23 protein-coding genes and 1 other RNA gene are annotated in these 26,043 nt (G+C 52.0%); 10 read left to right on the forward strand and 14 right to left on the reverse strand.

Features of this window, described 5'->3' with window-relative positions; all coding sequences use genetic code 11:
* Positions 1-14: 14 nt before the first annotated feature.
* The 11 genes from H8K27_RS08650 to gyrA form a co-directional block, all read right to left on the reverse strand.
* Positions 15-1,388, reverse strand: coding sequence for a UDP-glucose dehydrogenase family protein (locus tag H8K27_RS08650; protein ID WP_186862793.1), 1,374 nt, complete (start codon positions 1,386-1,388; stop codon positions 15-17).
* Positions 1,389-1,465: 77 nt separating this feature from the next.
* Positions 1,466-2,641, reverse strand: coding sequence for a lipopolysaccharide assembly protein LapB (lapB, locus tag H8K27_RS08655; RefSeq protein ID WP_186862794.1), 1,176 nt, complete (start codon positions 2,639-2,641; stop codon positions 1,466-1,468).
* Between the two features lie 114 nt (positions 2,642-2,755).
* Complete coding sequence (locus H8K27_RS08660; protein WP_176802602.1) at positions 2,756-3,067, reverse strand: LapA family protein; 312 nt, start codon at positions 3,065-3,067, stop codon at positions 2,756-2,758.
* Positions 3,068-3,221: 154 nt separating this feature from the next.
* Positions 3,222-3,527: an integration host factor subunit beta gene (locus H8K27_RS08665; protein ID WP_110256992.1), complete on the reverse strand. Its 306-nt coding sequence runs from the start codon at positions 3,525-3,527 to the stop codon at positions 3,222-3,224.
* Between the two features lie 31 nt (positions 3,528-3,558).
* Entirely contained in the window at positions 3,559-5,259 is a 1,701-nt protein-coding gene (rpsA, locus tag H8K27_RS08670) for a 30S ribosomal protein S1 (protein ID WP_176802603.1), read from the reverse strand.
* A 165-nt stretch (positions 5,260-5,424) separates the two neighbouring features.
* A complete protein-coding gene (gene cmk / locus H8K27_RS08675) occupies positions 5,425-6,093 on the reverse strand; it encodes a (d)CMP kinase (protein ID WP_186862795.1) in 669 nt (222 codons plus the stop codon).
* Positions 6,094-6,166: 73 nt separating this feature from the next.
* The gene (gene aroA, locus H8K27_RS08680; RefSeq protein ID WP_186862796.1) at positions 6,167-7,504 is read right to left on the reverse strand and encodes a 3-phosphoshikimate 1-carboxyvinyltransferase; all 1,338 of its coding nucleotides are present in this window, start codon (positions 7,502-7,504) and stop codon (positions 6,167-6,169) included.
* A gap of 129 nt (positions 7,505-7,633) precedes the next feature.
* Complete coding sequence (locus H8K27_RS08685; RefSeq protein WP_186862797.1) at positions 7,634-8,551, reverse strand: prephenate dehydrogenase; 918 nt, start codon at positions 8,549-8,551, stop codon at positions 7,634-7,636.
* A 7-nt stretch (positions 8,552-8,558) separates the two neighbouring features.
* Positions 8,559-9,632: a prephenate dehydratase gene (gene pheA / locus H8K27_RS08690; RefSeq protein WP_186862798.1), complete on the reverse strand. Its 1,074-nt coding sequence runs from the start codon at positions 9,630-9,632 to the stop codon at positions 8,559-8,561.
* A 203-nt stretch (positions 9,633-9,835) separates the two neighbouring features.
* On the reverse strand, positions 9,836-10,936 hold the full coding sequence (gene serC / locus H8K27_RS08695) for a 3-phosphoserine/phosphohydroxythreonine transaminase (protein ID WP_186862799.1): 1,101 nt from the start codon (positions 10,934-10,936) through the stop codon (positions 9,836-9,838).
* 4 nt (positions 10,937-10,940) lie between these two features.
* Positions 10,941-13,589 (reverse strand): DNA gyrase subunit A, encoded by a 2,649-nt coding sequence (gene gyrA / locus H8K27_RS08700; RefSeq protein WP_186862800.1) that lies wholly within the window; start codon positions 13,587-13,589, stop codon positions 10,941-10,943.
* A gap of 338 nt (positions 13,590-13,927) precedes the next feature.
* On the opposite strand from gyrA, the gene H8K27_RS08705 reads away from it, so the two are divergent.
* The 6 genes from H8K27_RS08705 to H8K27_RS08730 all read left to right on the forward strand — a co-directional run bounded on the left by H8K27_RS08705 (position 13,928) and on the right by H8K27_RS08730 (position 18,501).
* The gene (locus tag H8K27_RS08705) at positions 13,928-14,608 is read left to right on the forward strand and encodes an OmpA family protein (RefSeq protein ID WP_186862801.1); all 681 of its coding nucleotides are present in this window, start codon (positions 13,928-13,930) and stop codon (positions 14,606-14,608) included.
* A gap of 285 nt (positions 14,609-14,893) precedes the next feature.
* A complete protein-coding gene (ompA, locus tag H8K27_RS08710) occupies positions 14,894-15,553 on the forward strand; it encodes an outer membrane protein OmpA (protein ID WP_186862802.1) in 660 nt (219 codons plus the stop codon).
* A gap of 150 nt (positions 15,554-15,703) precedes the next feature.
* Positions 15,704-16,408 carry a bifunctional 2-polyprenyl-6-hydroxyphenol methylase/3-demethylubiquinol 3-O-methyltransferase UbiG gene (gene ubiG, locus H8K27_RS08715; protein WP_186862803.1) on the forward strand — a complete coding sequence of 235 codons (705 nt, stop codon included), beginning with the start codon at positions 15,704-15,706 and terminating at the stop codon, positions 16,406-16,408.
* A gap of 28 nt (positions 16,409-16,436) precedes the next feature.
* A complete protein-coding gene (locus tag H8K27_RS08720; protein WP_186862804.1) occupies positions 16,437-17,114 on the forward strand; it encodes an HAD family hydrolase in 678 nt (225 codons plus the stop codon).
* A gap of 45 nt (positions 17,115-17,159) precedes the next feature.
* Positions 17,160-17,519: a transfer-messenger RNA gene (ssrA, locus tag H8K27_RS08725) on the forward strand.
* Between the two features lie 268 nt (positions 17,520-17,787).
* Entirely contained in the window at positions 17,788-18,501 is a 714-nt protein-coding gene (locus tag H8K27_RS08730) for a hypothetical protein (protein ID WP_186862805.1), read from the forward strand.
* 267 nt (positions 18,502-18,768) lie between these two features.
* Here the strand turns inward: H8K27_RS08730 and H8K27_RS08735 are convergent, their stop codons facing one another.
* The gene (locus H8K27_RS08735) at positions 18,769-19,338 is read right to left on the reverse strand and encodes a hypothetical protein (protein ID WP_186862806.1); all 570 of its coding nucleotides are present in this window, start codon (positions 19,336-19,338) and stop codon (positions 18,769-18,771) included.
* Between the two features lie 252 nt (positions 19,339-19,590).
* On the reverse strand, positions 19,591-20,520 hold the full coding sequence (locus H8K27_RS08740; protein WP_186862807.1) for an alpha/beta hydrolase: 930 nt from the start codon (positions 20,518-20,520) through the stop codon (positions 19,591-19,593).
* A 245-nt stretch (positions 20,521-20,765) separates the two neighbouring features.
* On the opposite strand from H8K27_RS08740, the gene H8K27_RS08745 reads away from it, so the two are divergent.
* The 3 genes from H8K27_RS08745 (at position 20,766) to H8K27_RS08755 (ending at position 23,841) form a co-directional block, all read left to right on the forward strand.
* Entirely contained in the window at positions 20,766-21,722 is a 957-nt protein-coding gene (locus H8K27_RS08745) for a glycosyltransferase family 2 protein (RefSeq protein ID WP_186862808.1), read from the forward strand.
* 29 nt (positions 21,723-21,751) lie between these two features.
* Positions 21,752-22,114 (forward strand): GtrA family protein, encoded by a 363-nt coding sequence (locus H8K27_RS08750; RefSeq protein WP_329604384.1) that lies wholly within the window; start codon positions 21,752-21,754, stop codon positions 22,112-22,114.
* A gap of 101 nt (positions 22,115-22,215) precedes the next feature.
* Positions 22,216-23,841 (forward strand): phospholipid carrier-dependent glycosyltransferase, encoded by a 1,626-nt coding sequence (locus tag H8K27_RS08755; protein WP_186862810.1) that lies wholly within the window; start codon positions 22,216-22,218, stop codon positions 23,839-23,841.
* A gap of 159 nt (positions 23,842-24,000) precedes the next feature.
* On the opposite strand, the gene H8K27_RS08760 is transcribed toward H8K27_RS08755, so the two are convergent.
* Positions 24,001-24,906 (reverse strand): LysR family transcriptional regulator, encoded by a 906-nt coding sequence (locus H8K27_RS08760; RefSeq protein ID WP_186862811.1) that lies wholly within the window; start codon positions 24,904-24,906, stop codon positions 24,001-24,003.
* A gap of 289 nt (positions 24,907-25,195) precedes the next feature.
* On the opposite strand from H8K27_RS08760, the gene H8K27_RS08765 reads away from it, so the two are divergent.
* The gene (locus H8K27_RS08765; protein ID WP_186862812.1) at positions 25,196-26,008 is read left to right on the forward strand and encodes a YdcF family protein; all 813 of its coding nucleotides are present in this window, start codon (positions 25,196-25,198) and stop codon (positions 26,006-26,008) included.
* Positions 26,009-26,043: the final 35 nt, after the last annotated feature.

Below are 26,043 nucleotides of genomic sequence, written 5' to 3' on the forward strand. Positions count from 1 at the left end.
GACCCCGATTCTTGTTATTTATGTGTCAGAACCGAGCGGCCAATACCGTGATATTCGATTCCCAGTTCATTCATGACTGTCGGGTCAAACAAATTGCGGCCATCGAAAATCACAGGCTGCTTCAGGCGTGCCTTAAGCTGATCAAAATCAGGACTGCGAAATGCTTTCCACTCCGTCACAATCGCAAGTGCATCAGCCTGATCCAGCGCATCCATCGGGCTGGAAGCGTAACGGATTGCGTCGAGCAATTCCGGTGCGTCGTAAAAATCGAGTTCAAACACCCTTCTTGCCTCGGCCATGGATACCGGATCGTAAACAGCGACAGTTGCACCGCTGCGCAGCAATTCTCCCAGCAACACACGGGAAGACGCGGCGCGCATATCATCCGTATTCGGCTTGAATGCGAGTCCCCAGATGGCAAAATGTTTGCCGACCAGTTTGTTATCAAAACGCTTCAGAATTTTATTTCCGAGAATCTGTTTTTGCCTTGCATTCACCGCCTCAACCGCATTCAGAATCAGTAAATTCAGCCCGTAATCCTGTGCTGTGCGCTCCAGCGCCTGTACATCTTTGGGAAAGCAAGAGCCGCCGTAACCGCAGCCGGCGTATAAAAAACTGTGTCCGATGCGTGGGTCAGAGCCAATCCCATGACGCACGGCCTCGATATCGGCACCGACATGATCAGCCAGATTCGCCAGCTCATTCATGAAGGAAATTCGGGTTGCCAGCATTGCATTGGCGGCATATTTGGTGAATTCAGCTGAACGCACATCCATCCAGAAAGTCCGTTCATGATTCCGGTTAAAAGGCGCATAGAGTTTTTTCATCATGTTGCGCGCTTTATCGCCCTGCGCAGAAGAATCGCAGCCAATCACAATACGATCCGGACGCATGAAATCTTCTACTGCGGCGCCTTCTTTCAGAAATTCCGGATTGGAAACCACTGAGAAATCCGCATGACTCTGGCGTACTGCCAGTTCCTCACGCAATGCCGCACTGACACGGTCTGCGGTACCGACCGGAACCGTCGATTTATCGACGACGACTTTAAAACCCGTCATGTATTTGCCAATGTTCCGCGCTGCTGCCAGCACATACTTGAGGTCGGCAGAACCATCCTCATCCGGTGGTGTGCCGACGGCAATAAACTGAACATCGCCATGCGTCACGCTGGCCTCAATATCTGTGGAAAAACGTATCCGGCCGGCTGCACGATTCCGCGCAACGATTTCTTCCAGACCGGGTTCATGAATCGGGATGCCGCCATTATTCAGAATATCGATCTTGCTCTGATCCACGTCCAGGCAAAATACGTCGTTTCCCAGCTCAGCCAGACAGGCTCCCGTCACGAGCCCCACATAACCGGTACCAATAATAGTAATTTTCATTTTGCGATCACAATCTTAAAAAATCCATCATGCCGGAGCGGCAGAAAGCATATCCTTGCGCCACCCGGCATCATCGGTTAATTCATCACATTCAATTCTTCTGTACGGCGCGGAGGATAAGTTTCCCAGCGGCTGCAACCGGGGCAATGCCAGTAAAACTGACGTGCCTTGAAGCCGCAATGCGAACACTGGTAACGAGCCAGTTTCTGTGCATAACCGTGCACCAGATTTTTGACCATTCCCAGCTCAGGCCGGACTTCCGGCGGTGCCGTCATTAAGCGCGCGTCCAGCAATTTATCCAGACCCAGCAATGTCGGCGTGCGGCGTAATTCATCACTGACCAGCTGATTCGCGGCATCCACCCCATCCAGCTCCACCATCGCCTTGAATACGACTTCCAGCAGATCAATCGAGGGCGCTTCTTCCAGATAAGTCTTCAGCAGATTCAGCCCTTCCTGTGGCCGCTCCAGCTTGCGGTAACCATCCATCAGGCGTTGCGCCACCAGGGCGACATGCGGCACGCTTTGCTGTTCCACACGACGCCAGGTCGTGACTGCTTTTTCAGTATCGCCGGTAGATTGATAGACATCGCCAGTGAGAATCACGGCTCGGACACTATGGCGGTCTGTCGCCAGTGCCTTATCCAGCATCGTCAAGGCTTGTTCGGTATTGGCGCGAACCAGTTCGTCCTGCGCAATCTCACAATAAAACTGCGCAATTTCCTTCTGACGTCCGCCGGCACCTGCCTCTTGCAACGCATAAGCAGCATCAATCGCACGGGCCCACTCCTTTTCACGCTGATAGATTTCCAGGAGTGCTCGCCGTGCCGGAGCTTCATGCGGACCGGAAATTAACTGATGGAAAGTTTCCTCTGCCCGATCCAGTAATCCTGCTTTCAGGTAGTCCTGCCCCAGTTCAAACATGGCCTGGGTTTTCTGGTCAGCAGGCAAATCAGGGCGCGACAGCAAATTCTGATGCACCCGGATCGCACGTTCGGTCTCACCTCGGCGGCGAAACAGGTTGCCCAGTGCAAAATGCAATTCAACAGCTTCCGGGTCGAGCCTGACAATATCGATGAAGGCATCAATCGCCTTGTCCGGCTGCTCATTGAGCAGGAAATTCAATCCTTTGAAGTAACCTCGCGGCAAACTTCTGGATTCCGAGAGAAGTTGCCGGATATCGATCCGCGCAGCCATCCAGCCCAGTGTAAAAAACAGGGGAATCCCCAGCAGCCACCAAATTTCAAATTCCATTTTTTCTTATATTCTTTCGCAACCCAACTCTGGGCATGGGACTGACAACAGAGTTTTATTCTTATCACCTGAACTGGTCCGGCAGATACCGGCCTGGTTCATCAACATTTTGCATTATTGCTGAATGTTATCAGGCTGTGGCGCCTGTGTCCCCGCTTGCTGCACTGCATCTCGTTCTTTCTGGATTTCTGCCAGTGTTTTCTTATGCCGGGACAAATCCCGGCGATGCCTGAAAATCATGGGCACCATTGCCAGTGCTCCCAACACTGCGCCACCGACAAAAAATGCGAGCAGCATAATCACCAGCGGGGCAGATTGCTGGTAACCGAAGAAATACTGCAAAGTCACGATCTGATCATTTTTCAGGGCAAAACCAAAAAAGATAATGAACAATATTGCGGCAATCAGTCTGGAGAGGTATTTCATGGGGCATCCTTATCGTGTAACAGCGTATACGCGGCTAACTTAGCATTAAGTCACGCTTCCGGCAAACGATACATTGTACTGAAAAAAAACGGCATACCGGGGAAACCGGTATACCGTTTTTATGGTGCGTCAATCACGAGGCGCGATGCCTCGTCTAATCATCGTGTATAGGCTGCCCAACCATCGCATCCACCCGTTCCCGCAATTCTTTGCCCGGCTTAAAATGCGGCACCCGCTTTTCAGGCACCATCACTTTATCCCCGGACTTAGGATTGCGGCCAATACGTGGCGGACGACTGTTGAGAGCAAAACTGCCAAAACCGCGAATTTCAATGCGCTGCCCTGTTGCCAGTGCATCCGACATCGCATCCAGAATGGTTTTGACAGCGATATCCACATCTTTCGCAACCAGTTGTGGATAGCGCTCCGCCAGACGAGCTATCAGCTCCGACTTCGTCATATTTTATAAAACCTGATGACTGAGATTGAGCTTAGTTTTTGTTGTCGAGCTTCGCCTTCAACAATGCGCCCAGGCTGGTTGTGCCGGATGCAGCGTTAGCGTCGGTAGACATTTTTTGCATGGCTTCCTGTGTATCGGCAGAATCTTTTGCCTTGACAGACAACTGGATAGAACGTGCCTTGCGGTCAATGTTCAATACCAGCGCTTCAACGCTGTCGCCGACTTTCAGGTGAGTACCGGCATCTTCCACGCGATCGCGAGAGATTTCGGATGCACGCAGATAGCCTTCAACGTCGTCAGCCAGCTGAATCACTGCGCCTTTTGGCTCAACAGATTTCACTGTACCTGTCACCACTGCACCTTTGTCGTTCATTGCGCAGTAGTTGTTGAATGGGTCGCCTTCCAATTGCTTAACGCCCAGGGAAACGCGCTCACGCTCAACGTCGATGGCCAGAACAACCGCTTCCAGTTCGTCACCTTTCTTGAACTTGCGAACTGCTTCTTCGCCAGTTTCGTTCCAGGACAGGTCAGACAAATGAACCAGACCGTCGATGTTGCCAGACAAACCGATAAATACGCCAAAATCAGTGATGGACTTGATCGCGCCGCGAACTTTGTCACCCTTCTTGTGGTTGATCGCGAAATCATCCCAAGGATTGGCTTTGCACTGTTTCATGCCCAGGCTGATACGACGACGTTCTTCGTCGATTTCCAGAACCATGACTTCCACTTCGTCGCCCAATTGAACAACTTTGTTTGGTGCAACGTTTTTGTTCGTCCAGTCCATTTCGGAAACGTGAACCAGACCTTCGATACCTTGTTCAACTTCAACGAATGCGCCGTAGTCGGTCAGGTTCGTTACTTTACCGAACAGACGTGTGTTCGCTGGGTAACGACGGGACAAACCTGTCCATGGGTCGTCGCCCAGTTGTTTTACGCCCAGGGAAACACGGTTTTTCTCTTGGTCGAATTTCAATACTTTTGCAGTGATTTCCTGACCAACTGTCAACACCTCGGAAGGGTGACGTACACGACGCCATGCCAGATCAGTGATGTGCAACAAGCCATCGATACCGCCCAGATCAACGAACGCGCCGTAGTCAGTGATGTTTTTAACAACACCAGTAACCACTGTACCTTCTTTCAGGGTTTCCATCAGCTTCTGACGCTCTTCGCCCATGGACGCTTCAACCACAGCGCGACGGGACAGCACAACGTTGTTACGCTTACGATCGAGCTTGATAACCTTGAATTCCATGGTTTTGCCTTCGTAAGGAGTTGTATCCTTCACTGGGCGTGTGTCAACCAAAGAACCTGGCAGGAAAGCGCGGATGCCGTTCGTCAGAACAGTCAGACCACCTTTAACTTTGCCATTAACTGTACCAGTGACGATCTCGCCAGACTCCAGCGCTTTTTCCAGCGCGAGCCAGGATGCCAGACGTTTTGCTTTGTCACGGGACAGGATGGTGTCGCCGAAACCGTTTTCCAGCGAGTCAATCGCTACGGAAACGAAATCGCCGATATTCACTTCCAGGTCGCCCTGGTCGTTTTTGAATTCTTCAACAGGGATGAAGGCTTCAGACTTCAAGCCTGCGTTCACGATCACGAAGTTGTGGTCGATACGAACGACTTCAGCAGAAATCACTTCACCGGAACGCATATCCTGACGTGACAGGGACTCTTCGAACAAAGCTGCGAAGCTGTCTGCACCGGTTGCGAAATCTTGGGACATGAATACAGTAGACATAATATTTACGAGTTAGCCGGAACGGTGCAAAGGCGCCATTTACCGGGTTAGGTTGAACAACCCCTGAATAAACTTGCTTTATTCAAGGGACTTACCTGCACAAAAGACCGGATACTGTCTGTGAATGAATCAGCCAGTCACGAATCAGCTTCAGGTTTTCTGTGCATTTGCATACCATTCCAGCACTTGCTGCACCGCCTGATCTGCGGTCATTTCAGAAGTATCCAGAATCTGTGCATCTGGCGCAGGTTTGAGGGGAGCGGTTGCGCGGGCACTGTCCCTTGCATCACGTTCCGTCAAATCTTTTACCAAGTCTTCCATATTAGCAGGAATTCCCTTTTCAATCAATTGCTTATATCGGCGCTGCGCCCTGGCTTCGGCGCTGGCGGTCAGAAATATTTTTAAATTAGCATCAGGAAAGATCACAGTACCCATATCGCGCCCGTCCGCCACCAGTCCGGGGGGCTGGCGGAATGAGACTTGCAGGTCAGTCAGTGCCTGACGCACAGCGGGCAACACTGCAATACGCGACGCCGCCACACCAATGGCCTCCGCTCGCACGGCGTCGGTCACATCTTGCCCATCCAGCAACACATGGCCGTGTTGAAAACGGCACGGCAAGCTTCTTGCGAGTGCAGCAACGGCAGACTCGTCTTCCAGGTCGACTTGACGCCAGATCGCCAGCAAGGCGGTCAAACGGTACAGCGCACCGGAATCCAGATACTGAAAGCCCAGATGCTTTGCCACCCGATGCGCAACCGTTCCCTTGCCGGACGCTGTTGGTCCATCAATCGTAATTACTATAGGATTTTGGTTCATTTCAGGGAGTATCCTCAAAATTGCGGCTCTCGCCTATATCAATAAAGGGCTGCAAAATATACTGGGAGGAGTATTAAAACAGCTCACGGTGGTCAATTTGAGCAAATACGTCAAAATAATCCGGGAAAGTTTTCGCCACGCACTGAGGGTCATTGATCCGCATCACAGCACCACGTCGTGCTTTGCCATCCAGACTGGCGAGCGAAAAGCACATCGCCATGCGGTGATCATCATAGGTCGCAATACTGGCAGGCAAAATCTGCTCCGGCGGCGTGACGACCATGTAATCCGCCCCTTCCTCCACTGTAGCACCCACTTTGCGCAACTCGGTTGCCATCGCCGACAAACGGTCGGTTTCCTTCACGCGCCAGCTGGCAATATTGCGCAGCGTGGTCGGGCCATTGGCGTACAAAGCAGCGACCGCAATCGTCATGGCCGCATCCGGAATATGATTGAAATCCATGTCGATGGCCTGCAACACCCCGCCGGAACGGGCTTCGATCCAGTTATCGCCACGGGTAATGATCGCGCCCATTTTTTCCAGCGCTTCGGCAAAACGCACATCACCCTGAATGCTGTCACGTCCGACGCCCTCCACACGCACTGGGCCGCCTGCAATCGCGCCGGCTGCCAGGAAATACGACGCCGACGAGGCATCTCCCTCGACATGAATCACGCCCGGCGACACATAATGCTGACCGGCTTTGATGGTGAATGCCTGCCAGCCGTCGCGCTCCACCGTCACACCAAAGCGCGCCATCAGGTTCAGCGTGATTTCGATATAGGGCTTGGAAATCAGCTCGCCAATCACCTGAATGCGCACATCATGCGTGACGGCCATCAGCGGTGCCGCCATCAGCAAAGCGGTCAGAAACTGGCTGGAAACATTGCCCTTGACCTGCAATTCCTGCGCATGCAGATGACCACGATGAATATGTAACGGTGGATACCCAGGATTGCCGGTGTAATCGATCTGCGCACCCGCCGCATTCAGCGCATCCACCAGATCACCGATAGGACGCTCATGCATGCGGGGTACGCCATGCACCGTGTAATCGCCGCCCAGCACCGCCAGCGCAGCGACCAGCGGACGAATGGCAGTACCCGCGTTGCCCATAAACAGATCGGCATGCTGCTGCGGAAAATGACCTTTCACGCCATGCACACGATAATTCTGCGTATCACCTTCCTGCTCCCAGTGCACGCCGAGTTTTTGCAAGGCATTCAGCATCACCAGCGTATCGTCAGAAGCCAGCAAGTCTTTGATTTCAGTCACGCCTTCCGATAAGGCCGCCAACAGCAGCGTGCGGTTTGAGATACTTTTGGAACCGGGCAACCGCACCGTTCCCTGCACCTGCATGACCGGTTGCAGATCGAGGTAATGCGGATAATGTTTGCTGTGTTTTGTCATGGTCATCTGATCTTGAATAAGATACTAAATCGGATATTACGTCTTGATACCGGAGTGGCAACTGCATCGGCAACAACCCTGGATACTTCTGTCATCCAGAGCGGTGATGCCGGATGCGCCCTATTTTGCTCAGTCACCGCCCTCGCGCTGCTGTTTTTCAGCTGCTTCAATCGCGCTGATCCAGTTATGCCGTGCCTTCTGTGCATTGGCATAAATACCTTCAATACCCGTCGCATCCGCAGTCAGCAGGCATTCGCGCAACACCTGCAAACGCGCAGTGTAGGAATCGAGTTCCTGCAGCATCGCCTGCCGGTTTGCCAACGTGATATCACGCCACATTTCGGGCGACGATCCGGCAATCCGCGTGAAGTCACGAAAACCGCTGGCAGCATACTGGAACAACAAGTCGGCATGGGGTTTACGCGCAATATCATCGACCAGCGCATACGCCAGCAAATGCGGCAAATGGCTGACTGCGGCAAACACGGCGTCGTGCCGCTCCGGCTCCAGATAATGGATGATGGCACCGCATTGCTCCCAGGCCCAGGCAACACGCGCGACATCGGCATCGCTGTTTTCCGGCAAACGGGTAATCACCGTTTTTTTACCTGCGTATAAATCGGTCAGCGCCGCTTCCGGCCCATTCAGCTCACGTCCCGCAATCGGATGCGCAGGCACAAACTGGGCAAGCCTGGCACCGAGTGCGGCACGGGCGGCCAGCACTACATCCGACTTGGTGCTACCGGCATCAGTGACAATCGTCACAGGCTGTAAATGCGGCTGTATCGCACTCAGTATCGCCTGCGTCTGCGCGACCGGCGCGGCAATCAATATCAGATCAGCGTCTTTGACTGCCGCTTCCGCAGACGTCGCAATACTGTCAATGATACCGAGCTGCAAAGCGCGTTCCAGCGAAGCCTGGCTGCGTCCTACACCAACAATATGCTCTGCAGCGCCAGCTTTTTTCAAGGCCAGCGCAAACGAGCCGCCGATCAGACCAACGCCAAAAATCGCAACACGTTTAAAAACATTCGACACGTTCGGCATCACGATCTCACAACGTGCAGGGATAGGAACCCAGGACTTTGAAGAAAGCCGCCTTCGCATTGAGTTCGGACATGGCAGCGGCAACCTTTTCATCCATGACATGCCCTTCGACATCGACATAGAAATAATATTCCCAGTTACCGGTGCGTGCCGGACGCGATTCAAATCGGGTCATCGAAACGCCATGCTTGGATAAGGGTGCCAGCAGATCGTACACAGCACCCGCCTTGTTCGGCGTCGCCAGCACGATGGAGGTCTGGTCTTTGCCGCTCGGCGTGGTGTGCAGACGGCCAATCACCGCAAAGCGTGTGCGGTTATGCGGATCATCCTGAATATGCGCGCTGACGATGCCGAGGTTATATTGGGTACCGGCGATTTCACTGGCAATCGCAGCAACGGTATAGTCGCCGCTTGCCATGCGCGCAGCTTCGGCATTGGATGCCACGGCCTGACGTTCGATGTGCGGATAATGCTGATTCAGCCAGGCCTGACACTGCGCCAGTGCTTGCGAATGCGCGCAGATGCGGCTGACGCCTTCCATGTTGCCGGATTTGCTCATCAGACTGTGCTGGACCGGAATCGCCAGTTCACCACTGATCGCCAGACTGGTTTGCAGCAGCAGATCCAGCGTGCGGTTAATCGCACCTTCGGATGAATTTTCAATCGGCACGACGCCGAAATCTGCCGTGCCCGCTTCGGTTGCACGAAATACCTCATCAATCGAAACGCAAGGCAAAGCCTGAATCGCATGACCAAACTGCTTGTACACGGCCTGTTCGCTGAAGGTCCCGACCGGACCTAAAAATGCCACCACCACGCGCCGTTCCAGCGCGCGACAGGCGGACATGATTTCGCGGAAAATCAGCTGGATATCTTCATTCAGCAAAGGGCCGGGATTGCGCTCAGCCACGCCGCGCAATACCTGTGCCTCGCGCTCAGGACGAAACACTGGTGCATTAGTTTCTGCTTTCACATGGCCGACTTCTTCGGCGACGCGGGCGCGCTGGTTCAGCAAATCGAGAATCTGGGCATCAATCGCATCAATCTTGATGCGCAGGGGGAGTAATTTATTGTCGCTCATACTTTACCTAAAAACCGTGTTTGTTTGGATAGCGCAAGGCGTTACAAAAAAGAGCGATATGCGTCGCCGCACATTGCAACGCCTGAGCCATAGGCTGCTGTATGCTTACTGCCGGGCTTGTGATCCGGTCCGTCAGCGCCACGGTTTCCAGGTGATGGTGTTGTGCCATGCTCAGAAAGGGCTGACGGAGAAGCAAGCAGAAATCAGGAATGCTGGCGGGCAAATTCCTGCATAAAACTGACTAACGCCTGTACGCCTTCAATTGGCATAGCGTTATAAATCGAAGCGCGCATACCACCGACCGATTTATGCCCTTTTAACTGCAACAAACCGCTGGCTTTGGCTTGCGCCAGAAAAGCAGCGTTCAGACTTTCGTCTTTCAGGAAAAACGGCACATTCATCCGCGAACGGCTGTTTTTCTCTACCCGGTTTTCATAGAAATCCGTGGAGTCGAGATAATCGTAAAGCAGCTTCGCTTTCGCGATATTTTTCTGCTCCATCGCGGCGACACCGCCCTGACGCTTCAGCCATTGGAACACCAGACCGGCGATATAAATTGCATACGTCGGTGGCGTGTTGTACATAGAACCGTTGTCGGCGATGATTTTCCAGTCAAAGGCGGACGGACAGACCGGCAAACTGTGACCCAGCAAATCCTCGCGCACAATCGCAATCGTGAGACCGGCAGGTCCGATATTTTTCTGTGCACCGCCAAAGATCACATCGTATTTCGATACATCAATTTCACGCGACAGGATATGCGAAGACATATCCACCACTAACGGCGCACCATTTGTATCCGCCGCGATCTCAGGCGCAAACTGAAATTCAACGCCATCGATGGTTTCATTGGTGCAGATATGCACATATGCCGCATCCGGCGTCAGGTTCCAGTCAGCACGCGGTGGAATCGTGGTAAATCCGCTGGCAGCGGCAGATGCAGCCACATTCACTTTGCCGTATTTTTGCGCTTCCTTGATCGACTTCCCGCTCCATGAGCCGGTGTGAATAAAATCAATGGTCGCATCAGGACGCTTGCCCATCAGATTCATCGGCACAATGGCGTTTTCACCCAAGCCGCCGCCCTGTAAAAACAGGATTTGATAATTTGCCGGAATCGCCAGCAGATCACGCAGGTCGCGCTGAGCAGCGTCCATAATGGACATGAATTCGGCGCCGCGGTGACTCATTTCCATCACCGACATGCCGCTGCCATGCCAATCCAGCATTTCAGCAGCAGCCTGTTGCAATACTTCTTTTGGCAATACCGCCGGACCTGCGGAAAAATTATAAATCGTCGTCATGACGTCACTCCGGAACACCGGCTTCCAGTGTGCCGGCATCGCCATCTTCAGCAGTTTCAGTGTTGTCGGGATCGGCATCGGTTTCGACAATGCGCTGCAAGCCGGACAACTTGGTGCCATCTTCCACAGCGATCAGCGTCACGCCTTGCGTTGCGCGGCCCATTTCGCGAATCTCGGAAACACGGGTGCGGATCAGCACGCCGCCAGTCGTAATCAGCATGATTTCATCGCTGGTTTCCACCAGTGTCGCCGCGACAACCTTACCATTGCGCTCAGAAGTCTGGATTGCAATCATGCCCTTGGTGCCGCGACCATGGCGGGTATATTCGGTGATCGGCGTCCGTTTGCCGAAGCCGTTTTCAGTAGCGGTCAGGACAGACTGTTGTTCATTTTCTGCCACCAGCAAGGCGATGACCTGTTGCCCCTCATCCAGATTCATACCGCGCACGCCACGGGCAGTACGCCCCATAGGACGCACATCATTTTCATCAAAACGCACGGCTTTACCGGCGTCAGAGAACAGCATCACGTCGTGCTGCCCATCGGTCAGCGCGGCACCAATCAGGAAATCGCCCTCATCCAGATCGACCGCAATGATGCCTGCTTTACGCGGATTGCTGAAATCGGTCAGCGGTGTTTTCTTGACCGTGCCGAGACTGGTCGCCATGAACACGTAATGATCTTCCGGGAAGCTGCGGTTGTCGCCGGACAAAGGCAGGATCACCGTGATTTTTTCGCCATCCTGCAACGGGAACATATTCACAATCGGCTTGCCGCGTGAGGTACGTGAGCCTTGCGGCACTTCCCAGACTTTCAGCCAGTACAGACGTCCGCGATTGCTGAAGCAGAGGATGTAATCATGTGTATTGGCGACGAATAATTGTTCAATCCAGTCGTCATCTTTGGTTGCCGTTGCCTGCTTGCCGCGGCCACCGCGCTTTTGCGCCCGGTATTCGGACAAAGGCTGGGACTTCATATAGCCGGTGTGCGACAAGGTCACCACCATATCCTGCGGCGTGATCAGGTCTTCGGTTTCCAGATCGGTCGCATTGTGCGAGATCTCGGAACGACGCACGTCTTTATTACCCTCGCCGTACTCATTGCGCGCCAGTGTCAGTTCGTCGGTAATGATCACGGTCACGCGCTCAGGCTTGGCCAGAATATCGAGCAGATCAGCAATTTCCGCCATTACATCTTTGTATTCGTTGACGATCTTATCCTGTTCCAGACCAGTCAGACGCTGCAGACGCATCTGCAGAATTTCCTGCGCCTGATCATCCGACAACTTATACATGCCATCAGCCTGAATACCGTAATGCTTAGGCAGATTTTCAGGGCGGAATGCTTCGATGCCGCCAGGATTATCTGCTGCTGTACGCGTCAGCATTTCACGCACCATCGAGCTGTCCCAGGCACGGGTCATCAATTCCTGTTTCGCAATCGGCGGCGTCGGTGCGGCCTTGATGATCGCGATGAAATCATCGATATTCGCCAGTGCAACCGCCAGACCTTCGAGTACGTGACCACGTTCACGCGCCTTGCGCAATTCGAACACAGTACGGCGCGTGACCACTTCCCGGCGATGCGACAGGAAGCAGGACAGCATTTCTTTCAGGTTCAGCAGCTTGGGCTGGCCGTTGACCAGTGCCACCATGTTCATACCGAAGGTGTCTTGCAATTGCGTTTGCTTGTACAGATTGTTCAGCACCACGTCCGGTACTTCGCCGCGCTTGAGTTCAATCACGACGCGCATGCCGGATTTGTCGGATTCATCGCGGATGTCGGAAATACCGTCAAGCTTTTTGTCGCGCACCAGCTCCGCAATCCGTTCCAGCAAGGATTTCTTATTGACCTGATATGGCAGTTCATCAATGATCAGCGCGGTACGGTTGTCTTTACCAAATTCTTCAAAGTGCGTTTTTGCGCGCATGACCACGCGACCACGGCCGGTACGATAGCCGTCGCGCACACCGGATACGCCGTAAATGATGCCACCGGTCGGGAAATCCGGTGCGGGAATCAGTTCAATCAGTTCATCGACCGAGCAATCCTGATTGCGCAGCAAATGCAGCGCGCCGTTGATGATTTCTGTAATGTTGTGCGGAGGAATATTGGTCGCCATCCCTACAGCAATACCGGATGCGCCGTTGATCAGCAGGTTCGGAATCCGGGTGGGCAGCACGGAAGGTTCTTTTTCCTTGCCATCATAGTTAGGAACAAAATCAACGGTTTCTTTTTCGATATCGGCCAGAATTTCATTCGCAATTTTGTCGAGACGACACTCGGTATAACGCATCGCCGCCGCGTTATCGCCATCAATCGAACCAAAGTTACCCTGACCGTCGACCAGCGTATAACGCAGCGAGAAATCCTGCGCCATGCGCACCAGCGTATCGTAAATCGATGCATCGCCATGCGGGTGATATTTACCCATAACTTCACCGACCACGCGTGCGCATTTGACGAATGGCCGGTTATACACGTTGTTCATTTCGTGCATGGCAAACAAAACACGACGATGCACAGGCTTTAGTCCATCACGCACGTCCGGCAAGGCACGTCCAACGATGACGCTCATCGCGTAATCGAGGTAGCTCTTGCGCATTTCTTCTTCTAGGGAAATCGGGAGTGTTTCTTTGGCGAATTGATCCATTGGCAGACTGGCAAATTAAAGCTTGGTTGAATGATAACGCGACCATGACCGGACTCAGAGGAAAACTCTCCCAATCCTGGATAAGCGGGCACAGCCGGATGCGACTGGCAGTCCCCTGTTTTTCATCCTGAACTCCGGAATGTTTCGGGCGTTTAACGTTTGATTCTAGCATGCCGTGATGTGCTTCAGCGCCATTCCCGGTAAAACACTGTACAGAATGCAACTTACCTTCCGGGCAGCATTGCCAAATCTCTGCCTGACTGTCGTCAGGATGACAACCGGCAGGCAATACCCATGATTTAATCAATATTCACGACAACAACAAAGGGGGACTTATCATGACAAAACTGATCTTATCCGCTTTGGCAGCCTGCCTGACCGGCAGCGTCTGGGCTCAGAGCGACATTTCTCTTAGCCGGCAGGATGGCGCCTATGCCCAAGACAGCAGGACAACCGTCGTCCGGAGCGGCAGCGGTCTGTGCTGGCATACAGGCAGCTGGACAACACCGGCTGCCGTGGCCGGCTGCGACGGTCCTTTGACCCCACCCGTCAGCTCCCCTGAAAAACCTGCGGTTGTCATACCAGCAGCCGCAGTCACTGCGCCGGTGGTCGCGGCCAGCGCGCCAGCGCCAAAGCGTTGCGATTTCAGTATTACCCTGCAAAATGACGAGAGCTTTGATTTCAATCAGTACGTACTGAAAACAGGTGCAAGACAGCGCATTGACAAGGATGTCATCGGCAAGATCGCTCAGTGCGCACAACTGGATATCATCATCGTGACCGGCCATACCGATCTGATCGGGAATCAGCAATATAACCAGAAACTATCTGAAAAAAGAGCTGATGCTGTTGCCAGTTATCTCACCAGCCGGGGAGTCAAGACCACGATCGACACCATGGGCATGGGCAAAACACAACAAATTAAAGCCTGCGACGAGCATCTTCCGGCAAAACAATTGCAGGCATGTCTGGCACCGAACCGGCGCGTTGTCATTGAAGTTAAAGGACTGCAAAAATAACAATTACGTAAAGGACTCAAACTGGCATGGTTAAACTGCTTCAAATGCTTTTCTTTTAAGAAAAATCTGCAATTCCGTTGCCGTCACACGACATTATTGGGAAACAGGGTATTAAGCGAATTGGCAATGCGTCTGGCACAATTGTAATTTATGGCACAATGTTGATTTATAGCAGTTCACTGTTTGACGAAATAGTAATGTCATCAACCACGTGGTATCATCTGGTTTTATGCAGTCATTTGCGCAGTTTATCTGCGGTAATTCAATCTCAGTCGAGAGGATAATATGAAAAATTTAGTTAAACTCGTTATCGCAGCGTCCGCAGTGGCATCCTTTTCCGCTTCTGCACAACAAGATATCAAAGCAAACACACCTACCAGCGGTTACGTACAAGATGGCCGTGGCGTGATTGCACGCGACCCATTCGGTCTGTGCTGGCGTACAGGCTACTGGACACCTGCTGACGCAGTGGCCGGTTGCGATGCTCCTCTGGTCAAAGAAGCTGCTCCAGCTCCTGCCCCAGCTCCTGCACCAGTTGCTGCTCCAGCACCTGTTAAACCAGCAGCTCCGGTAGCACCAACTTCCGAAAAAGTGACTTTCGCTGCCAGCGCACTGTTCGACTTCGACAAGTCTGTTCTGAAGCCAGAAGGCAAAGCACAACTGGATGACATGGCGTCCAAGCTCAAAGCAATCAACCTGGAAGTTGTTATTGCTGTTGGTCATACTGACTCTGTCGGTACAGATGCATACAACCAGAAACTGTCTGTACGCCGTGCAGAAGCAGTTAAAGCATATCTGGTCAGCAAAGGCATCGATGCCAACCGTGTTTACACTGAAGGCAAGGGCAAGAAACAGCCAGTTGCTGACAACAAAACTTCCGAAGGCCGCGCTAAAAATCGCCGCGTTGAAATCGAAGTGGTTGGTACACGCAATGTCGCTAAGTAATCAGACCTGATTGCTTACACAAACCCCGCTGCGGCGGGGTTTCTTGTTTTTAGGCCATACTTTGACACCGGGTAATGCCTCCGGCCAGTCCTTCGCCTACAATACGGTTTTACTCTTTTGCGTTTCACGCACTCTCCGATTAAATACATCATGTCCACATTGAATGCAGATCCGGCAGAAATCCAGAAATTCAGCGAACTGGCTCACCGCTGGTGGGATCCCAGCTCAGAATTCCGACCCTTGCACGAAATTAATCCGCTGCGGCTTGAGTGGATCAATCAGCGCATCCCGTTGCATGGCAAAAAGGTGATTGATGTCGGCTGTGGCGGCGGTATTCTGGCTGAATCCATGGCAAAAAAAGGCGCTACGGTAACCGGTATTGATTTATCGGAAAAAGCATTAAAAGTCGCGGATCTGCACAGCCTGGAATCCGGAGTGAATATCCGCTATCAAAAAATCTCTGCGGAAGAAATGGCGCAAGCGGAACCGGCACAGTTTGATGTCGTCACTTGCATGGAAATGCTGGAGCATGTTCCCGATCCGGCCTCCGTGATCCGCGCCTGTGCGCAGATGGTCAAGCCTGGTGGAAGCGTCTTTTTCTCAACGCTCAACAGGAATCCGAAGTCCTACCTGTTCGCTGTTATCGGAGCAGAATACTTGCTGCAGCTATTACCAAAAGGAACGCATGATTACGCCAAATTCATCACTCCGGCCGAGCTATCTCAGGACGTACGCAATGCCGGTCTGGAATTGCAGGCGATGAAAGGATTGAGCTATAACCCGCTCACCAAAATTTACTCACTGAACAATGACACCAGTGTGAACTACATGATTGCCTGCCAGCGTCCCGGCTGATCATTGTCCACATTACTTTCTGTTTTTTATGTATATCCCACAAGCAATCTTATTTGATCTGGACGGCACACTGGCAGATACCGCACCGGATCTGGCCGCAGCAATCAATGCCATGCGCAGCAAAAGAAATCTTCCTGCAGTGAACTACCACAGCCTGCGACCGTTTGCCTCTGCCGGAGCAAGAGGATTGCTCGGTGCCGGTTTTAATATCAGCCAGGAAGATGAAACTTACGAGCCCATGCGGATTGAATTTTTAAATCAGTACGAATCTGCGCTCGCCATCCATAGCCGTCTGTTCGATCATGTCCGGACGCTGCTCAGAGGGCTGGATGATCTGGGCATCAGCTGGGGCATTGTGACCAACAAAGCCATGCGCTTCACCAATCCACTGATTCCTTTGCTCGATTTGCAAGAAGCGCGCTGCGTCGTATCCGGCGACACCACTCCCCATGCGAAACCGCATCCGGCACCGCTGCTGGAAGCGGCGCGAAGGTTAGGAATACGCTCAGAATACTGCTGGTATATCGGAGATGATTTGCGCGATATACAGGCGGCGGAAGCCGCCGGCATGACCAGCGTTGCTGCGGCCTGGGGCTATTGCGGCGCAGTGGAACCCAAAAACTGGAAGGCCACTGCGATCGTGGACAGCCCGCTGGAACTGCTGGAACTGATCCGCGCCAAACATTTGCAAGCCGCACACTCTTGATTTTTGCAGCACCACCCCGATATCGGGTATACTTGAGCAAGCTTTGGGGTCGACCTGGTTTCGACAGGGGTTGCAAAGCAGCGCAGGGCATACCGAGGCCAGACTACCTCGTAAATACAATCTGAACTATATAACTGCAAACGATAACTCGTACGCATTAGCCGCTTAATACCGGCTAACCTTACACCACCTCTTCCCTAGGGTGGGCTGGCAACAGCAGTAAGGACATTCATAGGGAATCGTTCTGAACCGGGTTACTTGGCGCAGAATTAAACTTAAGGTAACTCGTCCTGCCGCAGCGTGTGCGTCCGCGTCGTCAGGATTAAATCAAATGGCAGCACTAAGTATGTAGAACTGTCTGTAGAGTGCTTCTGGACGCGGGTTCGATTCCCGCCGACTCCACCAATATCCATGCCCAACTGCGTATACAGTTGGGCATTTTTCTTGCCCCCGTATGTTTGCGAGGGTTTCTGCGGACTTCGAGGTTCGGCTGGGTGACCAGAAAAAGCCTGTTTTGACTTTCTCCAGGCCATTATTCTCTCCACCACCGCCATGTTGAAGTTGCCCGAAGTCCGCAAAGGCCGCACCGTGCGTCGTTATAAATCAACGTGTTACGCGCGGACGAATCAAGCGGTTTGTTTTCGGCATCGGTAGGCTGCGGAGAAAGGTGACCATGAAATGCTGGATTTGTGGTGCGGAAGAGGCTGCGACGCGCGAGCACCTCACCAAAGCATCTGACCTGAAGGCTCTGTTCGGAAAGCCCTCTCAGCGCAACCCGCTCTATTTCCACGCCAGTGACCTCACCGGTATATCCAGACGTCGCAATATCCGTGTTGGCCGCCTGAAGTCAGACACGCTGAAATTCGCGCATCGCATCTGCCTGACCTGCAACAGCGCGCGCACACAGCCGTATGACTACGCCTGGGAGCTTTGTTCGCGCGATTTGCGCGCGGCAGTGCCAAGGTTGCTGGCCAAGGGCTCTTTCCGAGCCAACTCGCTATTCCACTACGATACGCGGCGCTCCATGCGCTTCGTGCACCTGTACTTCACGAAGCTGTTCGGTTGTGCAGTGATCGAGGGCGGATTGCCCATTGACATCGAGCCTTTCAGTGAAGCTATTATGAGCGGTCGTCCGCATCCGCACCTTTACCTTGCCTTTGGCCATCTGCCATTGCCGGTTGTGATGGCAGGCGGGTCCGACGTTCATACGGCGCAGTTGGAGGGCAAGGTAGCGTTTGCCACGTGGCTATACCACGTGGGCGACTTGGCGGTGAATGTGATGTATGCCCTGTCGGGACAAGATCGCGAAAGACTCAAGGTTGCTTGGCATCCCTACATGGGAGCCCAGCGACTTAGCTTCACGCAATTTAGTGGGAACACAGACTAAGCGCAAGGATATTAGTCATTCAACGGCTCTGAGCGGCTTTCGTTAGTGAAGAAATCAGCGCGCAATGGAATAAGCGAGAACCGTTTTCAGAAACTACTGACTAGTCGGTGCGCTGGACATCAGCTCAAGGATCGGTTCCTTTCCACCCGAGAAATCCGGCAGCAATTCATGTTCACTCAAAACAAAGCGTCCACAGATGCGCTAGAGATATTTGCAATCTCCCAGACGTTCGCCAGCGTCTGAGGGATGCCGATATTCAGATTACAATTAACTATCCATCAAACCGGCATTCCTGCGCATCATTTCCCGTTCAATCGTCTGCATGACAGAAACCTGAAACGACTCCTCTTTCAATGTGAAGGGATTCCAAAGCGAACGCGCCGGATTAGCCAGAGACCCGCCATATACATGAATACTGTAGGATGCCTGCGGCAGTGGGTTAGAAATGCTGTGAATCACATCCGGCGCAAGCATCATCACGTCAGGTGCGGCCATATTCTGCCGATGCGTTTCCGCGAGCTGCCCGCCCTCCCGACGATAAAAGACGTTATTCTCGCAACCTCGGTATAAACCAATCACCGCCCAAGTCAGGTGATTGTGCGGCGGACTCAACAGCCGGCTCGCCATGCTGACCTGAAGAATTGTCAAATCAGGAGATTGGTGTAAAAACACATATCGGGCAGATTCTTCCGGTTTCAGTTCCTCTACTTTCAGGGTGGCTTCGATCGCTATTGGGTCTGCGACGATGGCAGACAAGATTTCCTCAACCGCGTGCGCCGGGCGCGGCAGCGCAAGTGCTCTGCGACAAGAGTCGATGAATAACGGGATATTCAGCATAAGAAAACCTCCAACTCAACACGTGCTCAGCTGATATTTTGTGATTGGGCAAAACAAAGGATTAATGTTGACGACTGAATACCGATTCTTCCTACGACCAACTACGGTTGTAACGATTTGAGGTATTTCCGACACCCGGATTAACGTTATTCCCTGCACTCCCTCAGCTAAAACCAATCAGTTTTGTCCTGATGAGACATGTATCACTCGGCTTCATATTCGGCAGAGTGTTCGCAAGCCGGATGCAATCTGTCAGTTTGAACGAGGTAACTTGCGTAGCCAGGCATCGACTACGGCAGTAACCGGATAATCTGCATTGCCAAGTGAACGGTTAATCGCCATGTGCCCGCGTAAACCTGTATCGTCAAAACCATGCACTTCGACTGTTGTACCGGCCTGTACCAATGCCCTGGCCAGTGCCTCAGACTGATTTTTTCCATCTGCCCGGTTGATATGGGCAATCAGAAGTCTCGGCGCATTTGGAGCTGCAGCCTGCCATGTCGGTGATAAAGCACGCTGGCGTACCGGGTCGGTTCCGAATGTTTGCACATACGTATCCTGCATAAAGCGGCCGCCTTCCCGAATCTGGCGCGGAACGTCATAACACGCGCCGTCCAGTGCAATAATGCCTTGAATATCTTCTAAAGAAAGGCCTGCCCGGTTCAGATACTGAGGGTCAGTACCAACCAATGCCACCAAATGTGCTCCGGCACTATGTCCCATTAAAACGATACGGGATGCATCAACTCCCAGGGTGGCAGCATTACTCCTGATCCAGGAGAATGCCGCGGCAACATCCGCCGCCTGCTGTTCCACGGTTGCATCGGGCACCAGCCGATAATTGATCGACGCAAAGGCATAGCCATCATTTGTAAAGTGTTCTACCTTTTCAAGCCCGGTGGCATTTCTTTTGTCACCGTGCATCCAGCCTCCTCCATGAACAAAGAGAATCAGCGGCGCTGGTTTCGTATTCTTGGTATGCCAGAAATCAAGCTTCTGTAAAGACTCCCGTCCGTAGGCATATTCTGTCCGCTCAAAGGATAATGCTCCTGTCGTTGCGGGCGCCATTTCCGAAGACAGTCTGTCCTGATAGGGCGTGACAGGCGTGGCAGCCAGAGATGAATGCAGGAATGCGAGAAAAAAGCTGCCGGCAACAAGTTTTTGTATAGTGTTGGGAGTCATTTGGACCTTCCGATACATATGCATGCACGTGACTGACACAATTTATCTGGATTTTTATGGTTCCGCCAGCACTGATGCAATATGCATTCAACGTTTCTCGTATGTTCAGCCCCATCAAATTCAAATCTCCCCGCTACTCCATTTCTGACAGTATTTTTTGACATATTTATTTTTGGGAAAGTCGAAAATATTTCCATTATGCTATGATGGCAATTCATCTATTTTCTGTCGGGAGCAGACCCTATATGCTGTATCGCGGTTTAAAAGTTGCACTGATTGTTCCCTGCTATAACGAAGAAATTGCAATTGCAAAAGTAATACGGGATTTCCGGCATGCAATGCCGGCAATCGAAATTTTTGTCTTTGATAACAACTCCAATGATCGAACTTCGCAGGTAGCCCGCTCGGAAAACGCGCGGGTGATTCATGTTTCCCTGCGCGGAAAAGGTAATGTGGTACGCCGCATGTTTTCTGATGTCGATGCCGACGTTTTTGTCATGGTTGACGGCGATGCGACCTATGATGCGAGCGCATTGACCACCATGGTCGATAAGCTGATTGATGAACGTCTTGACATGGTAGTCGGTTGTCGTAAAACCCCGGAGGAATCCGCCAGTGACGCTTATCGGCGGGGTCATCAATGGGGTAATAAAATGCTGACGCAAAGCGTGGTTCAGATTTTTGGCGGTGAATTCAGCGACATGCTGTCCGGCTATCGGGTATTCAGCCGACGTTATGCAAAATCATTTCCGGCTTTATCAAAAGGATTTGAGATTGAGACTGAACTGACGATACATGCCCTTGAGCTTCGCATGCCGTACGGTGAAGTGATCACCTCATATGGTGTCCGGCCCGAAGGCTCCGAAAGCAAACTGGCCACATACCGGGATGGCTGGCGTATTCTGAAAACGATTCTCCGGCTATATATGTGCGAGCGTCCATTGGCATTTTTTGGCATTTGCGCAGCAGTCATGGCAATGCTGTCGATACTGGTAGCCATTCCCCTGTTTGTCGAATACCTGGAAATCGGTCTGGTGCCACGTCTCCCCACCGCCGTCTTATGCGCGTCGATCATGGTCTGCGCCTTGCTGTCATTTTTTTGCGGCCTGATACTCGACAATGTCACCCGCGGAAGGCATGAAATTAAGCGTCTTGCGTATCTCGGGTTTCCGCTCGCCTCTCCTTCAGGAGACAATGAGTGAAATCCCCGTATCAGCTGTTGTGGTTCCTTGTGGCGGGAAGTCTGGGTTTTTGTGTTGATACCGGGGTGCTGTATCTGTTGAAAAATGCCATCGGCCTGTACGAAGCACGGCTGGTTTCTTTTTTATGCGCAGTTTTTTCAACCTGGCTGATTAACCGCACAATGACTTTTCAGGGCAGCAAGTCAGGGTTGACTGTCAGAAAAGAGTTTCTTGTTTATTTGTTGCTGATGGTAATTGGTGGGGGATTTAATTATGGTACGTATGCATTCCTGGTCCACACCTATCGTCAGATCGCTGAATATCCGGTGCTGGCGGTTGCTGCAGGCAGCATTGCGGGCATGACCATCAATTTATTGACCTCAAAATATCTTTTATTCCGTTTCCACCGTTAGTACGCTGCTTCAATCTCAGCTTGTCGGATTAACTTTGATTGCCGATCCCTTAAGTCAGATTTCTCCGGCGGACGGCCGCTCCGGACCACCTTGATATACCTATGAAATTCAGCACACCTTCCGGTTACCGCATCCTGTTTTCAACGCTCTTTTTAATTACGGTATCAGTATTCTGGTACGGAGTTTTCCGCGATATAACATTACCCGGACTTTATATGGATGGCGTCAATCCTGACTACATTGCCGCAAGTCTGTTGCACCCGGAAATGAAAAATCCAGCCTGGACTTTACCAACAACCTGTTTCCCGATTCTTGGCAGTCTGTATCACGGAGTACAAAATATCTACGCGGGTCTGCCACTGTTTTATTTATTTGGAACCAATATTATTACCCTCAGAATTGCCCAGTCTTTATTCGGCGCAATGATTGTTGGGTTGGTATATCTGATTGCACACCGGATGACTCAGAACCTGCTGCTCAGTTTTATTGCGGCGCTTTGCCTGGCAACCGATATCGCACTGATCGCTTCTTTCCGCACGCAAAACTATATTATTCTCGGCGGCATGATGTGGCTCTTGCTGGCCGTATTCCCATTATCGAAAACACACGAGGATCAATATTCAGTCAAACAATTATTCAGCTCAGGTATTTTTTACGGCTTATCGATATACGGGTATTTCGTTTTCGCTTTCTTTTTTCCCGTGTTTCTTTTTTATACGGTCCGTATTTCCACTCAACAGCGAAAATACCGCAATAGCCTCATCTGGTGTGCCGGTGTCGCGACAGGTCTGCTGCCATATGTTCTTGGCTATCTGTCGATGGGCATCGCATTGGGCAGCATTCAGGGATTTATCAATTTCCTGATCGGCACGACAAAAAGTCTGAACCCGCTATCATCCACGCTTTCATTACCGCTTGCGTATTTGTACAGCTTTGATATGGCGCACCTCGCGGTGACGAATGGCGGAAATGAGCTGATGATTCTGGGACAGACCGTCACTATGAATCCATTGGTGAATGCCAAATTCAGCGCATTGCTCATTTCGGTTTCGGCGCTGCTTTTCCTGTCCTTGTTCCGTTATTTCCGGGGCAGCAAGTTAAGGCAAGAAAGCTTCTTTCCTCTGGAATTATTACCCTGCAGTTATCTGTTAGTTGCAGGGCTGCTCGGGCAGCGCTTGTGGGCTCACCACTTTTCCGTCATCACGCCTTTGCTATATCTACTTAGCGCGCAGCTTATCGCCCAGCTTTGTTTCAAATTTGAAGCTCCCCGTTCTGCAGGGAGATGGTCGAAACTTGCGAACGTCGTGATTCTGCTGCTAGGTATATGCGTTATCAGCGGAAACCTCTATCAGCAAAATCATTTTTTTGCGAAGCTGGAAGAAACCGGTGGAACCGGAAAAATGCCTGTTGCGATAAATGAGATGGCAAGCGAAGCGCTGACACAACACAGGAATGAATTTTATATCTTCCCGGAATGGGGATTTATGATGCCTTTTGCATTCCTCACCGGGAATCAGATTGCGTATGCAGTTGATGTTAATGAATTCACAAAAAATCCCGACAAGACAAACTTTAAACGCGTCAATGTCCCTTATTGGGATCAGAAAGATACTGAAAAATACCAGGCGCAATTAACTTCACTCGGCGCCCTGAATACGGAAGTTAAAACTTATATGAGGAAAGACGGACAACCCGCATTCTATTTGCTCTCCGCAACCTTGCCTTGACATGACATTGACGCTGCGTCGTCTTGCATAAATACACAATAGCAACGATGAACGCCCCACGAATAAACTGTCAGGAAAAGTTCCGGAGCGGTCATCATTATCGGGAACGTTATTCAGTATCGGCAAGGTGATATGTCAGTCTGACCGATCGAAGAAGTTTTATGCTGCAGCCACAGCTTGGCCGGCATTTTGCTGCAGATAATCCAGAAATCCCCTGGCGACAGGCGACAGCCGTTTTCCCTGCAAATGCACCGCAAACCAGTTTTCCTGCAATGGAAAATCCTGTACATCCAGTATCGCCAGTGCATGGTCTTGCAGGTTTGTATTCAGCGCGTGGCGGGACAACACGCTCAGTCCCATATCGCCGGCCACTGTTTGTTTGATAGCTTCGTTACTACCCAGCTCCATCCGGGTCTGAGGTAAAAAATCATGGCTGGCAAAATGCCGGTCACAGGCAAGCCGTGTGCAAGAACCTGCTTCGCGCAGGATAAACCTTTCCCCGCAGAATTGTTCCAGCCGCAGCCCCTGTTGCCCTGCAAAAGCATGGGTCTGCGATGCGACCATGACCAGCGGGTTGGGCATCAGCGTATGCCGCACGATATCAATGTCGTCCGGCGGTATCGACATAATGCAGAAATCATCGCGATTTTCTCGCAAGCGCCGCAAAATTCCTTCGCGATTCTGTACCTCCAGTGCGATATCCACTTCAGGATACATCTTACTGAAAGCACCCAGCAGACGAGGCATGAAATATTTGGCGGTACTGACAACGGCGATACTGAGCTGCCCGCAGGTCAGCCCTTTCATTCCGGCGATACACTGCTCATAAGCCTGCCATTCATCTTCCATCACCTGCGCTGCCCTGGCCAACTCCTGTCCGGCAGAAGTCAGGTATAAACGCTTCCCGATCACCTCATACAACGGCAAACCCACTTCGTCGCTGAGTTCGCGCATTTGCATCGATACCGTCGGTTGCGTCACCTGAAAATGGCGCGCAACACCGCTGATACTGCGCTGATTTGCCAACTCAAGGAATAAGCGTAATTGTCGGAAGGTTACATTCATAAATCGGCCTGAGATGGCATGGGTGGCACGGCGCCGATGAGACTGCGCTGACATCGCTCAACGGCAAATATCCGTCAGAACTGCATGGTAATGCCCTTCCCGATGCCAGCACATTGTCGCCGCTCAGTGCGTCTGCGGCCTTGACATCCCTCAAATGAAATCTCGCTAGTTCTGAAACCCTTTGCACGATGATGCAGGCGGCATCAGCAACACATCAGTCTCCGCAAGCCGTTTTCAGACAGAAACCTCATTTACAATAATGATCATTTTCAATCAGACAAGAGGCCTCATGCTTCCCGCAGACCGCAGTCAACATCCGCGCCAGAACATTCTGCCCGTCATCCTGCTAATGAGCGGCTTTCTGCTGGTGGGTGATGCCATCCTGGTGAGCCTGTCGGAACCTGTCGGTTTCGGCATTCTGTTTCCGGCGATGCTGGGAATTGCGTTCGGCTATTGCGGCTGGCGCTGGCCTGCCTTGCAACAATGGCGCCGGCGCAGCGGCATCCATGCCCGGCTATGGTTCTGGGGCTGGACGCTGTTCATGCTCTGGTTACTGAGTCTGGTGATATTTTTCTGTGCCATACCATACCGTGAAGAAACCCTGGCGGCCGCATCAAAACCAGCGCCTGCGGCAATCATCATTCTCGGTGCAGGCCCCAAGGACTGCACGCCATCCCCGGTCTTAACGGAAAGGCTCAACAAAGGATTGCAGGCAGCGCATATCTTTCCGGCAGCTGCAATCGTGGTCAGCGGCGGTAAGTTGCGTCATCATGCCTGCACGGAAGCACAGATCATGAGCGACTATCTGCGTGCGAAAGGTGTGGCGCCATCACGCATTCTGACGGAAGACCGCAGCACCAGCACCTATGAAAATTTTAAGTTCAGCCTGCCGGTTTTATCTCAGCACGGAATTTCCCCTGAATCTGCCGTACTCATTGTCAGCAGTGATTTTCATGTATTACGTGCCAGCTACATTGCCCATCGGGCAGGCTTCCCGAATACCCGGCTGGCTGGTGCAGAAACACCGCTGCTCGTCCGTTACAATGCCCGGCTAAGGGAATATTTTGCCTTTATCAGCGGATTCATCTTGCGGGAATATTAAAATTTTCATCTTTCGGCAGCCATCAGATACTCGTT

The sequence above is a fragment of the Cognatundibacterium griseum genome, assembly GCF_014284195.1.
GTDB lineage: Bacteria > Pseudomonadota > Gammaproteobacteria > Burkholderiales > Burkholderiaceae_D > Undibacterium > Undibacterium griseum.

Excerpts from the sequence above, each read along its gene's own strand:
- ubiG (WP_186862803.1), top strand. The coding sequence starts at position 15,704 with ATGTCCACATTGAATGCAGATCCGGCAGAAATCCAGAAATTCAGCGAA.
- H8K27_RS08650 (WP_186862793.1), bottom strand. The coding sequence starts at position 1,388 with ATGAAAATTACTATTATTGGTACCGGTTATGTGGGGCTCGTGACGGGA.
- gyrA (WP_186862800.1), bottom strand. The coding sequence starts at position 13,589 with ATGGATCAATTCGCCAAAGAAACACTCCCGATTTCCCTAGAAGAAGAA.
- cmk (WP_186862795.1), bottom strand. The coding sequence starts at position 6,093 with ATGAACCAAAATCCTATAGTAATTACGATTGATGGACCAACAGCGTCC.
- H8K27_RS08685 (WP_186862797.1), bottom strand. The coding sequence starts at position 8,551 with ATGCCGAACGTGTCGAATGTTTTTAAACGTGTTGCGATTTTTGGCGTT.
- aroA (WP_186862796.1), bottom strand. The coding sequence starts at position 7,504 with ATGACAAAACACAGCAAACATTATCCGCATTACCTCGATCTGCAACCG.
- rpsA (WP_176802603.1), bottom strand. The coding sequence starts at position 5,259 with ATGTCCCAAGATTTCGCAACCGGTGCAGACAGCTTCGCAGCTTTGTTC.
- H8K27_RS08755 (WP_186862810.1), top strand. The coding sequence starts at position 22,216 with ATGAAATTCAGCACACCTTCCGGTTACCGCATCCTGTTTTCAACGCTC.
- H8K27_RS08740 (WP_186862807.1), bottom strand. The coding sequence starts at position 20,520 with ATGACTCCCAACACTATACAAAAACTTGTTGCCGGCAGCTTTTTTCTC.
- serC (WP_186862799.1), bottom strand. The coding sequence starts at position 10,936 with ATGACGACGATTTATAATTTTTCCGCAGGTCCGGCGGTATTGCCAAAA.
- ompA (WP_186862802.1), top strand. The coding sequence starts at position 14,894 with ATGAAAAATTTAGTTAAACTCGTTATCGCAGCGTCCGCAGTGGCATCC.
- lapB (WP_186862794.1), bottom strand. The coding sequence starts at position 2,641 with ATGGAATTTGAAATTTGGTGGCTGCTGGGGATTCCCCTGTTTTTTACA.
- H8K27_RS08665 (WP_110256992.1), bottom strand. The coding sequence starts at position 3,527 with ATGACGAAGTCGGAGCTGATAGCTCGTCTGGCGGAGCGCTATCCACAA.
- H8K27_RS08730 (WP_186862805.1), top strand. The coding sequence starts at position 17,788 with ATGAAATGCTGGATTTGTGGTGCGGAAGAGGCTGCGACGCGCGAGCAC.
- H8K27_RS08720 (WP_186862804.1), top strand. The coding sequence starts at position 16,437 with ATGTATATCCCACAAGCAATCTTATTTGATCTGGACGGCACACTGGCA.
- pheA (WP_186862798.1), bottom strand. The coding sequence starts at position 9,632 with ATGAGCGACAATAAATTACTCCCCCTGCGCATCAAGATTGATGCGATT.
- H8K27_RS08705 (WP_186862801.1), top strand. The coding sequence starts at position 13,928 with ATGACAAAACTGATCTTATCCGCTTTGGCAGCCTGCCTGACCGGCAGC.
- H8K27_RS08735 (WP_186862806.1), bottom strand. The coding sequence starts at position 19,338 with ATGCTGAATATCCCGTTATTCATCGACTCTTGTCGCAGAGCACTTGCG.
- H8K27_RS08745 (WP_186862808.1), top strand. The coding sequence starts at position 20,766 with ATGCTGTATCGCGGTTTAAAAGTTGCACTGATTGTTCCCTGCTATAAC.
- H8K27_RS08765 (WP_186862812.1), top strand. The coding sequence starts at position 25,196 with ATGCTTCCCGCAGACCGCAGTCAACATCCGCGCCAGAACATTCTGCCC.
- H8K27_RS08660 (WP_176802602.1), bottom strand. The coding sequence starts at position 3,067 with ATGAAATACCTCTCCAGACTGATTGCCGCAATATTGTTCATTATCTTT.
- H8K27_RS08760 (WP_186862811.1), bottom strand. The coding sequence starts at position 24,906 with ATGAATGTAACCTTCCGACAATTACGCTTATTCCTTGAGTTGGCAAAT.